Source organism: Microbacterium proteolyticum (genome assembly GCF_029639405.1).
GTDB lineage: Bacteria > Actinomycetota > Actinomycetes > Actinomycetales > Microbacteriaceae > Microbacterium.
The window spans coordinates 2,717,484-2,731,098 of sequence record NZ_CP121274.1 but is presented as its reverse complement, the minus strand read 5'-3'; the positions used below and the strand labels follow the sequence as shown (position 1 = coordinate 2,731,098).

General features: G+C 70.9%; 9 protein-coding genes. 7 read left to right on the top strand and 2 right to left on the bottom strand.

The window, feature by feature from the left end; all coding sequences use genetic code 11:
• Positions 1–67: 67 nt before the first annotated feature.
• Positions 68–994 (bottom strand): heme o synthase, encoded by a 927-nt coding sequence (locus tag P8R59_RS13680; RefSeq protein WP_278101513.1) that lies wholly within the window; start codon positions 992–994, stop codon positions 68–70.
• 229 nt (positions 995–1,223) lie between these two features.
• On the opposite strand from P8R59_RS13680, the gene tkt reads away from it, so the two are divergent.
• The 7 genes from tkt to P8R59_RS13645 all read left to right on the top strand — a co-directional run bounded on the left by tkt (position 1,224) and on the right by P8R59_RS13645 (position 12,086).
• Positions 1,224–3,320 carry a transketolase gene (tkt, locus tag P8R59_RS13675; RefSeq protein WP_278101512.1) on the top strand — a complete coding sequence of 699 codons (2,097 nt, stop codon included), beginning with the start codon at positions 1,224–1,226 and terminating at the stop codon, positions 3,318–3,320.
• 18 nt (positions 3,321–3,338) lie between these two features.
• A complete protein-coding gene (tal, locus tag P8R59_RS13670; protein WP_278101511.1) occupies positions 3,339–4,460 on the top strand; it encodes a transaldolase in 1,122 nt (373 codons plus the stop codon).
• The gene (locus tag P8R59_RS13665) at positions 4,457–6,082 is read left to right on the top strand and encodes a glucose-6-phosphate isomerase (RefSeq protein WP_278101510.1); all 1,626 of its coding nucleotides are present in this window, start codon (positions 4,457–4,459) and stop codon (positions 6,080–6,082) included. Before tal ends, P8R59_RS13665 begins: the two co-directional genes overlap by 4 nt.
• 4 nt (positions 6,083–6,086) lie before the next feature.
• Entirely contained in the window at positions 6,087–7,637 is a 1,551-nt protein-coding gene (gene zwf / locus P8R59_RS13660; protein ID WP_077049995.1) for a glucose-6-phosphate dehydrogenase, read from the top strand.
• A complete protein-coding gene (locus P8R59_RS13655) occupies positions 7,634–8,581 on the top strand; it encodes a glucose-6-phosphate dehydrogenase assembly protein OpcA (protein ID WP_278101509.1) in 948 nt (315 codons plus the stop codon). The genes zwf and P8R59_RS13655 overlap by 4 nt, the downstream gene beginning before the upstream one ends.
• Positions 8,578–9,369 carry a 6-phosphogluconolactonase gene (pgl, locus tag P8R59_RS13650; protein ID WP_278101508.1) on the top strand — a complete coding sequence of 264 codons (792 nt, stop codon included), beginning with the start codon at positions 8,578–8,580 and terminating at the stop codon, positions 9,367–9,369. The genes P8R59_RS13655 and pgl overlap by 4 nt, the downstream gene beginning before the upstream one ends.
• 188 nt (positions 9,370–9,557) lie before the next feature.
• Positions 9,558–12,086, top strand: coding sequence for a helix-turn-helix transcriptional regulator (locus P8R59_RS13645; protein ID WP_278101507.1), 2,529 nt, complete (start codon positions 9,558–9,560; stop codon positions 12,084–12,086).
• Here the strand turns inward: P8R59_RS13645 and P8R59_RS13640 are convergent.
• Complete coding sequence (locus tag P8R59_RS13640; RefSeq protein ID WP_278101506.1) at positions 12,039–13,427, bottom strand: glycosyltransferase; 1,389 nt, start codon at positions 13,425–13,427, stop codon at positions 12,039–12,041. The two genes, P8R59_RS13645 and P8R59_RS13640, sit on opposite strands and share 48 nt — an antisense overlap.
• Between the last annotated feature and the right edge of the window lie 188 nt (positions 13,428–13,615).

The following is a 13,615-nucleotide window of genomic DNA, read 5'->3' as shown; positions in this document are numbered from 1 at the left end:
ACGGCCCGTAAGACAAAGAACGCCCGCTCCCCGAAAGGGGGCGGGCGTTCTTCGTGGAGCCGGCGACTCAGAACGGCAGGAGCGGGTCGACCGCGATGGCCACGAAGAGCAGCGTCAGGTAGGTGATCGACGCGTGGAAGACGCGCATCGGTCGAGGTTCGCCCCCCTGAACGGCGCGGGAGTACAGGCGGTGCGACTCGTAGACGAACCAGCCGCCGAAGACCAGGGCGGACACGCTGTAGACCACACCCATGGATGCCACGGGGATCAGCAGCAGCGAGCACGCGACGGTGGCCCACGCGTAGAGGATGACCTGGAGTCCGACCTGCGAGCCGCTGCGCGTGGCACCGAGCATCGGGACATCGACCTCGTCGTACTGGGCGGCGTACTTCATCGACAGCGGCCAGTAGTGCGGCGGCGTCCACAGGAACACCAGCGCGAACAGGATGAGCGGCGCCCAGGAGAGCGAACCGGTCACGGCGGACCAGCCGATGAGCACCGGGAAGCAGCCGGCGATGCCGCCCCACACGATGTTCTGCTCGGTGCGGCGCTTGAGGATCATCGTGTAGATGACGACGTAGAAGAAGATCGCGCTGGCCGAGAGGGCGGCGGCGAGCGGGTTGGTGAAAACCCACAGCCACACCGTCGACACGGCGGCGAGCGTCCACGCGAACGTGAGGGCGCCGCGGGGCGACACCTCGCCGGTGACCAGCGGCCGGTTCTCGGTGCGCTGCATGTGCGCGTCGATGTCGCGGTCGAGGTACATGTTGAAAGCCGCCGCCGAACCGGCGCTGAGCGATCCGCCGATGACGGTGGCGAAGATCAGCCAGAGGTCGGGCAGCCCGTGCGCGGCGAGGATCATGACCGGAACGGTCGTGACCAGCAGCAGTTCCAGCACGCGCGGCTTCGTCAGCGCGACGTAGGCGCGAACCGTGCGTCCGAGAGAGCGCCGATCGGTCGTCGCAGTGACGTGCGACGTCGTCGAGATGTCCATCGTCCCCCGGGGTAGAGCGTGCGTATCCCTCCGATTCTATGGCATCCCGTACACACGCCCGGCCGCCTGTCGACCCCCTCGGGAACAGTCTCGGGCGCTGGCGCGTTCTCGCTATGCTGGCGATGAACGCGCGCCCCGCGCCGACCACCCCACCCCACTCCCGCCCCTACGGCGTCGAGTGCGGCGTCGGATCGTGACCCGGGCGCAAAGTGACGAGAAAGGCACCGTGTTGTCGGACTTCGAATGGGATGAGATCGATCGGCGCGCGGTGGACACCGCACGCGTTCTGGCGGCGGACGCCGTCGAGAAGGTGGGGAACGGGCACCCCGGCACCGCGATGTCTCTCGCACCGGCCGCTTACCTGCTGTACCAGCGCGTCCTGCGCCACGACCCGGCCGACACGCACTGGCCCGGCCGCGACCGCTTCATCCTCTCGGTGGGGCACTCCTCGCTCACGCAGTACATCCAGCTCTACCTCGGCGGTTTCGGCCTCGAGCTGAAGGACCTCGAGGCGCTCCGCACGTGGGGCTCGCTCACCCCCGGTCACCCCGAGTACGGGCACACCGACGGCGTCGAGATCACGACGGGTCCGCTCGGTCAGGGCCTGGCCTCCTCGGTCGGCTTCGCCTACGCGGCGCGCTACGAGCGCGGCCTGTTCGACCCCGAGTCGCCCGCCGGCGAGAGCCCCTTCGACCACTACGTGTACGTCATCGCCGGCGACGGCGACCTGCAGGAGGGCGTGACCAGCGAGGCCTCCTCCCTCGCCGGCCACCAGGAGCTCGGCAACCTCATCGCGATCTACGACTCCAACCAGATCTCGATCGAGGACGACACCAACGTCGCCTTCACGGAGGACGTGCAGAAGCGCTACGAGGCCTACGGCTGGCACGTCCAGACCGTCGACTGGAAGAAGACCGGCCAGTACGTCGAGGACGTCGCCGAGCTCCACTCCGCGATCGAGGCGGCCAAGGGCGAGACGAGCAAGCCCTCGCTCATCATCCTCAAGACGATCATCGGCTGGCCCTCCCCCGGCAAGCAGAACTCCGGCAAGATCCACGGCTCCGCCCTCGGCGCCGACGAGCTCAAGGCCACGAAGGAGGTTCTGGGCTTCGACCCCGAACAGCACTTCGCGGTCGCCGACGACGTCCTGGCCCACACCCGCGAGCTCGTGAAGCGCGGCGAGGCCGAGAAGGCCGCGTGGCAGGAGAAGTTCGACGCGTGGGCCGCCGCCCACCCCGAGCGCAAGCAGCTGTGGGACCGCCTGCAGGCCCGCGAGCTCCCCGCCGACATCGCCGACGCGCTCCCCGCCTTCGAAGCCGGCAAGGACGTCTCGACCCGCGCCGCCTCGGGCACCGTCATCAACGCGCTCGCCGCGGAACTCCCCGAGCTCTGGGGCGGATCGGCCGACCTGGCCGAGTCGAACCTGACCACGATCAAGGATGCCAAGTCCTTCATCCCCGAGTCGTGGTCCACGCACGAGTGGTCGGGCGACCCCTACGGCCGGGTGCTCCACTTCGGTATCCGCGAGCACGCGATGGGCGCGATCCTCAACGGCATCGTGCTGCACGGGCCGACGCGTCCGTTCGGCGGCACGTTCCTCATCTTCAGCGACTACATGCGCCCGCCGGTGCGTCTGGCCGCCCTGATGAACATCCCGACGATCTTCGTCTGGACGCACGACTCCGTCGCCCTGGGCGAGGACGGCCCGACGCACCAGCCGATCGAGCAGCTCGCCACGCTCCGCGCCATCCCGAACTTCGCCGTCGTGCGACCGGCGGACGCCAACGAGACCTCGGTGGTCTGGCTCGAGATGCTGCGCCGCACGGAGGGTCCCGCGGGCATCGCCCTCACGCGTCAGAACATCCCGGTGTTCGAGCGCGGCGCCGGCGAGGCCTCGGGCGAGGAGTTCGCCTCCGCGGCGAACGCCGTCAAGGGCGCCTACGTGCTGGCCGAGGCCGCGAACGGCGAGCCGGACGTCCTCCTCATCGCCACGGGCTCCGAGGTGCAGCTGGCCGTCCAGGCGCGCGAGACGCTGGCCGCCGAAGGCATCCACGCCCGTGTCGTGTCGGCACCGTCGCTCGAGTGGTTCGCCGAGCAGGACGAGGCGTACCGCGAGTCGGTGCTGCCCTCCTCGGTGAAGGCACGCGTGTCCGTCGAGGCCGGTTCGGCCCTCACGTGGGCGGGCATCGTCGGCGACGCCGGCCGCTCCGTCGCGATCGATCACTTCGGCGCCTCCGCCGACTACAAGACCCTCTTCCAGAAGTTCGGGATCACCGCCGAGGCCGTCGTCGCGGCCGCGCACGAGTCGATCGCCGCCGCGAAGTAAGAGACCAGGAGAACAGACATGAGCACTCCCACCGAACAGCTTTCCGCCGCGGGCGTCAGCATCTGGCTCGACGACCTGTCCCGTCAGCGCATCCAGTCCGGCAACCTCGCCGAACTCATCGAGAAGCGCAACGTCTCGGGCGTCACCACGAACCCGACGATCTTCGCCGGCGCCCTGTCCAAGGGCGAGGCGTACGAGGGCCAGGTTCGCGAGCTCGCCGCCCAGGGCGCCGGCGTCGACGAGGCGATCTTCTCGATCACCACCGACGACGTGCGCGACGCCTGCGACATCTTCTTGCCCGTGTTCGAGGCCACCGGGGGCGTCGACGGCCGCGTGTCGATCGAGGTCTCCCCCGACCTCGCGCACGACACCGAGGCCACCGTCGCGCAGGCGAAGGATCTGTCCGCGCGCGTCGACCGCCCGAACGTGCTGATCAAGATCCCCGCCACCAAGGCCGGGCTCCCCGCGATCACCGAGGTCATCGGCGCCGGCATCTCCGTCAACGTGACGCTGATCTTCAGCCTCGAGCGCTACGCCGAGGTCATCGACGCCTACCTCGCGGGCGTCGAGAAGGCCCACGCGGCCGGGCACGACATCTCGACCCTCCAGTCGGTCGCGTCCTTCTTCGTCTCGCGCGTGGACACCGAGGTCGACAAGCGCCTCGCCGCGATCGGCACCGACGAGGCGGCCGCACTCAAGGGCAAGGCGGGCCTCGCCAACGCGCGTCTGGCGTACGAGCTCTACGAGCAGAAGTTCGCCGAGGACCGCGCGAAGGAACTGCTCGCCGCCGGCGCCACCGTCCAGCGCCCCCTGTGGGCCTCCACGGGCGTGAAGGACCCGGCCCTGCCGGACACGCTCTACGTCACCGAGCTCGTCGCTCCCGGCACGGTCAACACCATGCCCGAGAAGACGCTCGAGGCGACCTTCGACCACGGCGTGATCACCGGTGACACCATCACCGGCGCCTACGCCGAGGCGCACGAGGTCTTCGACCAGCTCGCCGCCGCGGGCGTCGACTTCGCCGACGCGACCCAGGTGCTCGAGGACGAAGGCGTGGAGAAGTTCATCGCCTCGTGGCACGAGCTGCAGGACACCGTCGCCACGGCGCTCGAGGCCGGAAGCGCCCAGGCCGCGAAGTGACCTTCGCCGTCAAGGTCACCGGCCAGGTGAAGTCGGTCGTCGACTCGGAGCTGCCCGATCTGGTCGGCTCCCTGGTCGCGTCCGGCATCACGGCGGGCGACCCCACGCTGTGGGGTCCCGCGGCCGAGGAAGAGGCATCCCGTCGGCTCGGGTGGGTGCAGGCGGTCTCCGTCTCGCGCCCGCTCGTGCCCGAGATCACCGCCCTGCGCGACGAGCTCGTCGCGCAGGGCGTGACCCGCGTCGTCCTGGCCGGAATGGGGGGATCCTCCCTCGCACCCGAGGTGATCGCCCGTTCCGCGGGCGTGCCGCTGGTGATCCTGGACTCCACCGCCCCCGGGCAGGTGCTCGCGGCGATCGACGGCGACGCCGAAGCCGGTGGCCTGCGCGAGACCGTCCTGGTCGTCTCCAGCAAGTCCGGTTCGACCATCGAGACCGACTCGGCCAAGCGCGCGTTCGAGGCCGCCTTCCGCGACCTGGGCATCGACCCGGCCGATCGCATCGTCGTCGTCACCGACCCCGGCTCGCCGCTCGATCAGGCGGCGCGCGCCGACGGCTACCGGGTGTTCACCGCCGACCCCACCGTCGGCGGCCGTTATTCGGCGCTCACCGCCTTCGGCCTCGTACCGGCGGGCCTCGCCGGCGTCGACATCGACGACCTGCTCGACGAAGCGGATGCCACCCTCCTCGAAGTCGCGATCGACTCCCCCGAGAATCCGGCCCTGGTCCTGGCGGCGGCGATCGCGGGCGGCGGCGCGCGGCGCCGCGACAAGCTCGGCCTCGTCACCGACGGCAGCCATCTCCCGGGCCTCCCGGACTGGATCGAGCAGCTCGTCGCCGAGTCGACCGGCAAGGACGGCACGGGCATCCTCCCCGTCGTCCTGCTGCCCGTCTCGCCCGAACTGGAGTCCCGCCCGGCCGACCTGCAGGTCGTGAGGTTCGTCGACCACGCCGACGCGTTCCACCTGTTCGAGCGTCACGAGGGCGAGGTCCTGGTGAGCGGCTCCCTCGGTGCGCAGTTCATCGTGTGGGAGTACGCCACCGCCATCGCCGGACGGCTGCTCGGCATCGACCCGTTCGATCAGCCCGACGTGGAGTCGGCGAAGGTCGCCGCCCGCGGCCTGCTCGACGCGCGCCCGGAGGAGACCGCCCCGGCGCTCGTGTTCGACGGCGTCGAGGTTCGCGTGTCGGACCCCGCCCTGGCATCCGGTGGCACCCTGGCGAGCGTCCTGGACGCCCTGTGGGCGTCCGTGCCGGCCGACGGTTACGTGAGCATCCAGGCCTACGTGAACCGGCTCGATCTGCCGCAGCTCGCGGGGCTCCGCGAACTGGTGGCAGCGGATTCCGGTCGCCCGACGACGTTCGGATGGGGACCCCGGTTCCTCCACTCCACGGGCCAGTACCACAAGGGCGGACCCGCCACCGGCGTCTTCCTCCAGATCACCGAACGCACCGACGTCGACCTCGAGATCCCCGGTCGCCCGTTCACGTTCGGTCAGCTCATCAACGCACAGGCCGCGGGCGACGCGAGCGTGCTGGCGGAGGGCCACGGCCGCCCCGTCGTCACGCTCACGCTCACCGACCCGCAGGTCGAGGTGCTCTCACTCTTCGAGGCGGCGCAGTAGAAGCATGGTCGTAGAGATCACACCCGGTCACAATCCCCTCCGCGATCCCGAGGATCGTCGGCTCAACCGCATCGCGGGTCCCAGCGCGCTGGTGATCTTCGGCGTGACAGGAGACCTGTCGCGCAAGAAGCTCATGCCGGCCGTCTACGACCTCGCCAACCGCGGCCTCCTGCCCCCCGGATTCGCGCTGGTCGGCTTCGCCCGTCGCGACTGGGAGGACCAGGACTTCGCGAAGGTCGTGCACGAGTCGGTCAAGCAGTACGCCCGCACCGAGTTCCGCGAGGAGACGTGGCAGGAGCTGCTCGAAGGAATCCGCTTCGTCCAGGGCGAGTTCGACGATCCCGAGGCGTTCCGTCGTCTGCGTGAGACCGTCGACAAGCTCGACGTCGAGCGCGGCACGATGGGCAACCACGCGTACTACCTCTCCATCCCGCCGAAGGCCTTCCCCTTGGTCACGACGCAGCTCAAGGCGTCCGGGCTCGTCGGCGAGGGCGACCAGAAGCCGGCCGGCTGGCGCCGTGTGGTGATCGAGAAGCCCTTCGGTCACGACCTCGCCTCCGCGCGCGAGCTGAACGAGGTCGTCGAGAGCGCGTTCCCCGCCGACTCGATCTTCCGGATCGACCACTACCTCGGCAAAGAGACCGTGCAGAACATCCTGGCGCTGCGTTTCGCCAACGAGCTGTACGAGCCGATCTGGAACCGCAACTACGTCGACCACGTGCAGATCACGATGGCCGAGGACATCGGCGTCGGCGGTCGCGCGGGCTACTACGACGGGATCGGCGCGGCTCGCGACGTCATCCAGAACCACCTGCTGCAACTCCTCGCCCTCACGGCGATGGAGGAGCCGATCAGCTTCAACGCCGCCGACCTGCGCGCCGAGAAGGAGAAGGTGCTCGCGGCCGTCCGCCTGCCGGAGAACCTCGCCGAGGCGACCGCCCGCGGGCAGTACGCCGGCGGATGGCAGGGCGGCGAGAAGGTGCTCGGCTTCCTCGAGGAAGACGGCATGAACCCGGAGTCGGTCACCGAGACCTACGCCGCGATCAAGCTCGAGATCAACACGCGCCGCTGGTCCGGAGTGCCGTTCTACGTGCGCAGCGGCAAGCGGCTCGGACGCCGTGTCACCGAGGTCGCCGTGGTGTTCAAACGTGCGCCGCAGCAGCTGTTCTCGCGCAGCCAGACCCAGGAACTGGGGCAGAACGCGCTCGTCATCCGCGTGCAGCCCGATGAGGGCGTCACCATCCGCTTCGGTTCGAAGGTCCCGGGCGACGGCACCCAGGTGCGCGACGTGACGATGGACTTCGGTTACGGCCACGCCTTCACCGAGGCCAGCCCCGAGGCCTACGAACGGCTCATCCTCGACGTGCTGCTGGGAGACCCGCCGCTCTTCCCGCGCCACGAAGAGGTCGAGCTCAGCTGGAAGATCCTCGACCCGATCGAGGAGTTCTGGGCGGCTCAGGGTGGCCCGCTCGAACAGTATTCACCCGGGTCGTGGGGGCCGGCATCCGCCGACGAACTCCTCGCCCGCGATGGCCGCACGTGGAGGCGCCCGTGATCATCGATCTGCCCGACACCACCGTCAGCGCGATCTCGAAGAAGCTCGTCAGCGTTCGCGAAGAGGGCGGCGCCGTCGCCCTCGGTCGCGTACTGACCCTCATCATCGTGACCCGTCACGGTGCCGAGGAAGAGGTCATCGAGGCCGCGAACGACGCCTCGCGCGAGCACCCGATGCGTGTGATCGCGGTGCTGTTCGGCGACGAGGGCGAAGAGCCGCGCCTCGACGCCCAGATCCGCGTGGGCGGCGACGCCGGCGCGAGCGAGGTCGTGGTGCTGCGGGCACACGGAGCAGCCGGGTCCAACGCCGAGAGTCTCGTGACGGGTCTTCTGCTGCCCGACGCCCCCGTCGTGGCCTGGTGGCCCGCCGAGGCGCCGGAGGATCCCGCACTTTCCGCGATCGGCCGGATCGCACAGCGCCGCATCACCGACGCGTCGTCGCAGGCCGACCCGACGTCGTGGGTCGCCCACCTCGGCGAGCACTACGCGCCCGGCGACACGGACTTCGCGTGGACCCGCGTCACACGGTGGCGCGAGCAGCTCGCGGCCGTGCTCGATCAGCCGCCGTACGAGCCGGTGACCTCCATCGAGGTCGCGGGTTCGAGCGACTCCCCCTCCACCGCTCTCCTCGCGGCGTGGCTGGGTCTCAAGCTCGAGGCCCCGGTCGCGTACACGTACCTGCCGGAGGAGCAGTGGGCCGGCGGCATCAAGTCGGTGCGCCTGACCCGCGAGAGCGGCGACACGCTGCTGGAGCGCCCGGTCCCGGGCGTGGCCGTGCTCACCCAGCCGGGGCAGCCGACGCACGAACTCGACTTCCCGCGCCGTACGCTGCGCGAGTGCCTGGCCGAGGAGCTGCGTCGCCTCGACCCCGATGTGCTCTACGGCCGCGTCCTCACCCAGTGCACCGAGTTGCTCGGCACGCTCGACGAGCTGAGCACCCGATGACCGAGAACGGTGCGGCCAAGCAGGTCATCATCAAGAAGGATGCCGCGACCCTCGCCGACTACGTCGCGACGCGTTTCGTCAACCGGGTCGTCAAGCGCGTGGCCGAGGGCAAGCGCATGCACATCTGCCTGACGGGCGGAACGATGGGCGGCGCCGTGCTGCGCGCCGCCGCGCTCGATCCGCGCGTTGCGGACATCGACTGGTCGCTCGTGCACTTCTGGTTCGGGGACGAACGGTTCGTGGGCCGTGACTCGGGCGACCGGAACGACCGGCAGGCGCGTGCCGCTTTGTTGGACGCTCTGGCCGTCCCCGCCGAGAACATCCACACGGTCGCTTCGACCGACGACGGTCTCGACCTCGACTCCGCGGCCATCGCGTACGCCGATGAGCTGGCGCAGTTCGCTCCGTCGGATCGCAGTGAGACCGGCCCGTGGCCGTCGTTCGACATCTGCTTCCTCGGTGTCGGTCCGGATGCGCACATCGCGTCGCTCTTCCCCGACCGGCCCGAGATCTCGGTGACCGACCGGGCGACCGTACCGGTGCGCGACTCCCCGAAGCCGCCGCCCGAGCGCATCTCGCTCACGCGTCCGGTCATCAACTCGTCCAAGCGCGTGTGGATGGTCATCGCCGGCGCGGACAAAGCTGCAGCGCTCGGCCTCGCGCTCGCCGGTGCGAGTTATCAGAGCGTCCCCGCTGCCGGGGCCAAGGGCCGCCGTCGTACGGCGTTCTTCGTCGACGAGGCCGCGGCCGACCAGGTCCCGCCGCAGCTCATCGATCGCGAGTACTGACACCGGATTTCTGTCGGGAATCCGAGGGGGCCACGTGCGATGCACGCGGCCCCCTCCGCCGTCAACGGGGAAAATCTCCTCTTGTCTTCGTCCGGCACCGTTGCTTACAGTGGCGGCCTGGGGGCATCCAGGACGGATGCGGCGAATCGCCCGCCGCGTCGTCCACCGACGCAGTTGGGAGCGTTCGGATGCAGTTTTTTGGGCGCGAACGGGAAATCCAGGTCGCCGAGGCGATGATCGGCATGCGGGAGGGGGCCGCGTGCGTGTTCGTCGGCGACACCGGGGTGGGCAAGACGGCCCTCGTCAGGGAGATCGCCCGACGACACGACACCGCGGTCGTCGCGGTGAGTCCGAGCGAACGGATGTGGCCCCTGTCGGGTGTCTCCGCCTTCGCCGCCGGGCTGACGGGGTCGCGGAGCAGCGCCCTCGACGCGGTTCTGTCCCGGGGACGCGATTGGCCGGAACACCTGCTGGCGGAGGAGATCAGCCGCACTCTCCACCTCGTTCAGGACGAGCCCCGCGTACTGGTCATCGACGACTTGGACGAGATGGACGGCGCGAGCCTCAGCATCCTGGCGTTCGTGTGCGCTCGGCTCCGAGGTACCGGGGTCAGCGTGATCGCGACCGTGCGCACGCCGGAGGGGCGCCACGATTTCGCCGGGGTGACCCACATCCACATCGAACGGCTCTCCTTCGACGAGTCGGTCGAGCTCGCTCGCGCGACGATCGGCGCGGGCACCAGCCCGGCGGTGACGCACATCGTGGCCGCATCGACGGGCGGTGACCCCGGGCTGATCGCGCGTGTCCGGCTGACTCCCGGCGAGGCGGCCGGCGACGACGCGCTGCCGCTGCCTCTGCGCGTCGTCCGTCCCTCGGTCCGGCGCCAGCGCAGCATGCCGCGGTGCTCCGAGGATCCCCGGGTGTCGGCCGTCCTCGACCTGCTCTCGATGGGGCCCCTCTACGACTACGAGCACCTTCGATCGGCGGCCGCCGAGATCGGCATCGAGCTGGACGAGCTGATCGACCGCGGTCTCGTGAGCGTGCACGGCGACCGCGCGCGCGTCTCCGACCCGGCCCTGCGCCTCCGCCATCACGCGGCGCTGTCCCCCGCCGAGCGTCGCCGGCTGCACGCCCGGTCGGCGAGCGACCACCGGCGGCAGGACCCGGCGACGTATCTGTGGCACGCCAGCTTCCTCGACCCCACGGGCGACCGGCTCCCGCTCCTCGCCGCGGCCGTCGAACTGTCCCGCGGGGGTGACACGTTCGCCGCGATCGAGTTCGCCGAGCGCGCCCTGGGGGGTGAGCTGGACCCGATCCAGCGGGATCGCGGACTCGTCGAGCTGGGCGACGCCCTCGTCCTCGGCGGACACGACCTGCTCGGACAGCACTATCTCGATCGCGCACTCGACACGGCCGCGGCGGATGTCCGCGTGCGGGCGACGATCGCGGCTCTGCGTGCCGGCGCCCGCGTCGATCACGTCGTGCGCGACGCCCTCCCCGAATCCGTCGAATGGGAGGACGACGCCGTCTCCACCGAGCGCCTCCTGTGCGAGAGCGCACGTCTGCACCTCTCCCGCGGGGAGCTGGAGCAGGCGGTCGCGCGGGTCTCCGCGGTCGTCGAGCGCGGGGCCGTGTCTGAGGAGACACTGCTGCTGGCCGCGATCCTGCGGGGAATGGGGATGGAGGTTCCCGACGATCTCCCGGACACCGTCGACCTCGAGGTCGGGCTCAGCCCGGACGCTCCGATCGAACTTGCCAGCCTCGCGGTGACCGTGCTGCTCCTGGACGAACGGTACGCGGAGGTCCGGCGCGTCACGGAGACACTGCTCAGCAGCATGCCGCGCCCTGCCCCGATGTGGCGGGAGCGTCTCCTGCGCATCGTCGTCGCCGCCGAGGTACGGGGAGGCGATCCCCTCGCGGCCCGGCACGCCGTGGCGGCGTGGCGACACGAATGGCTCCCCGGACGCGGACCGGATGCCGCCCGCACACTGCTGCTGGCTCAGGCCGCCGCCATCGACCCGTCCGATCCGACGACCCACGACCTCGTGCGCCGCGGCAGGGAACTGTGCCGGAGAGAGGGAACGCCGACGCTCCTGCCCTTCTTCGCGGCGATCGAGGGAGGTCTCGCTCTGACGGAGCGACGTTTCGACGACGCGGTTGGCAGCCTGCAGGCCGCGCGGGCCGCCGGACCGGGGAACGACCCGGCGCTGATGCGGACCGACGCCGACCTGATCGAGGCGCTGTGGCTGAGCGATCGGGTCGTCGAGGCCCGTTCTGAGACGGCGCGTCTGGAGGTCGCGCTCGCGGCGCGTCCCCGCCGGTGGACGACGCTGGCGGTGGCCCGGTCCCGCGCCGTGTGCCGGTCGGGTCGAGAGGGCCGACTCGCCTTCGACGAGGCGCAGGCCCTCTATCGCACGGACGACTCGCCCCACGAGTACGCGCGCCTGCGCGCGGCTCGCGAGCGGTGCGTTCCGGCGGATGAGTACCGCGTCCTCCGCAGAGTCGGCTACGACGCTCGCGCCGACACCGTGCTCTCGCCCGAGGAGCAGGAGGTCGTCGCCCTGGTCCAGCGGGGTCTGCGCAATCGCGAGATCGCCGCGACGCTGTTCATCTCCCTGCGGTCGGTCGAGCTGCGTCTGACGCGCGTCTACCGGAAGCTCGGGGTCGGTTCACGCGCGCAGCTCGTCGCCCACCTGCACGGGGAGGCCTCCGCCTGACCTCGCAGGAGCGGATGCCGGGGGCCCGAATGCCGGCCCGGTCGCCCCGCCCCCGACCACCCGGCGGTCGGGGCTCTTCCATCGGCCGTCCGACGGCCGCCCGAGAGCGGCGGCCAGGGCCCGCAGGCACAGCACCGCGTCCCAGACGCGCAGCAGCGGGAACAGCAGCATCGACACCCGCGGAGGCCGCCGCGTGACCGCGCACAGGAAGACCGTCATCACGGTGTCCACGAGGAGGAACCCCACCAGGAGCGGCACCGTCGGGATCGCCGCGGCCACGGTCTCGGCGACGCCTGCCGCGGTCCCGCTCAACAGCCGACCGCCCAGGGCGGCAAGAGCCCCCACGACGAGCGCGGGCACGACCGCCGCGATCACCAGGCTCGCGACGGCGGTCTCGGCGGCGAAGACGCCCACGGACGTCCAGAACAGCCCGGGGCGGATGCCGTGGCGCCGCACGGTCTGCCAGAAGCCGAGGCTCCAGCGGCGCATCTGGGCCGAATAGTCCCGGAGGACGGCCGGATCCTGCGTCTCGGCGATCGCGCACTCCGGGTGGAAGGCGATCCGGCCGAGGCGCTTGGCGTGGACCTCGAAGGTCATGTTGAAGTCCTCGATCGACAGCCCGGGGGCGTCGATGTCGATCCGGTCCAGCACGTCCGTGCGATACAGGCTCGCGAAGCCGGGCACGATGGCGACGGCGTCCGCGGCGCGCGCCGCCTGGCCGAACTTGTGGAGGTACTGCGTGCACACGTACGTGCGTTCCCGGTAGGTCGTGAGCAGGCGCCCCGTGCGAGTCGCCGGGGCGTCCGCGGCGGTCGTCGCGCGTCCCGCGACGGCCACCACGTCCGGGTCGGTGAACAGCGGCAGGCCCGTGCGCAGGTAGTCCGGGCGCGGGCGGGAGTCGGCATCCAGGAGGAGCAGGAGGGGGAATCGCTCGGGGATCCGGAAGCGCTCGAGTCCCGCCCGGATGGCGCCCGCCTTGCCGCGATTCGGGAAGAGGTCCCACGCCGACGCGCCCGCGTCGCGCGCCCGCTCCACCGTCGCGTCCCCCGACCCGTCCGACACCACGAACACGTTCCGAGCCGGCACGAGGGCCCGGGCGGCGCGCACCGCGTCGGCGATGACGAGCTCCTCGTCGTGCGCGGCGATGAGCACCGCGACCTCCGTCGACCGGAAGTACATCGACGGTGCGAGCAGCGATGGACGAGGGCGCCGCTCGCAGGCGAGCCGGCCGAGGGCGACGGTGCCCCACACCAGCGTGGAGACCCCGATCGTGCAGACGGCGACGAGGAGCGCGAGCGCGAGGGTCATGGCATCCCTTCGTCCGGAGGCGGGCAGTGCCACGACCGTACGCGTTCTCTGCTCCGCCGGCGCCCGCACGGCCCGCATGCGCGCTTGCGGTTTCCCGCACACCGGCGTGCGGGGCGCGGCATCCCGCAGGATCGGCCGCGATCGCTTGACCGCTCCCCCGGGCCCGGCGGAGGGTGGGCCCCGGATCAGCACCGACGCTCGTTCGGATGCCCCGCCCCGGA

What these genes read in the sequence shown, in the direction of transcription:
- pgl (WP_278101508.1), top strand. Translation starts at nt 8,578, where the DNA reads ATGACCGAGAACGGTGCGGCCAAGCAGGTCATCATCAAGAAGGATGCC.
- tal (WP_278101511.1), top strand. Translation starts at nt 3,339, where the DNA reads ATGAGCACTCCCACCGAACAGCTTTCCGCCGCGGGCGTCAGCATCTGG.
- P8R59_RS13680 (WP_278101513.1), bottom strand. Translation starts at nt 994, where the DNA reads ATGGACATCTCGACGACGTCGCACGTCACTGCGACGACCGATCGGCGC.
- P8R59_RS13645 (WP_278101507.1), top strand. Translation starts at nt 9,558, where the DNA reads ATGCAGTTTTTTGGGCGCGAACGGGAAATCCAGGTCGCCGAGGCGATG.
- zwf (WP_077049995.1), top strand. Translation starts at nt 6,087, where the DNA reads ATGGTCGTAGAGATCACACCCGGTCACAATCCCCTCCGCGATCCCGAG.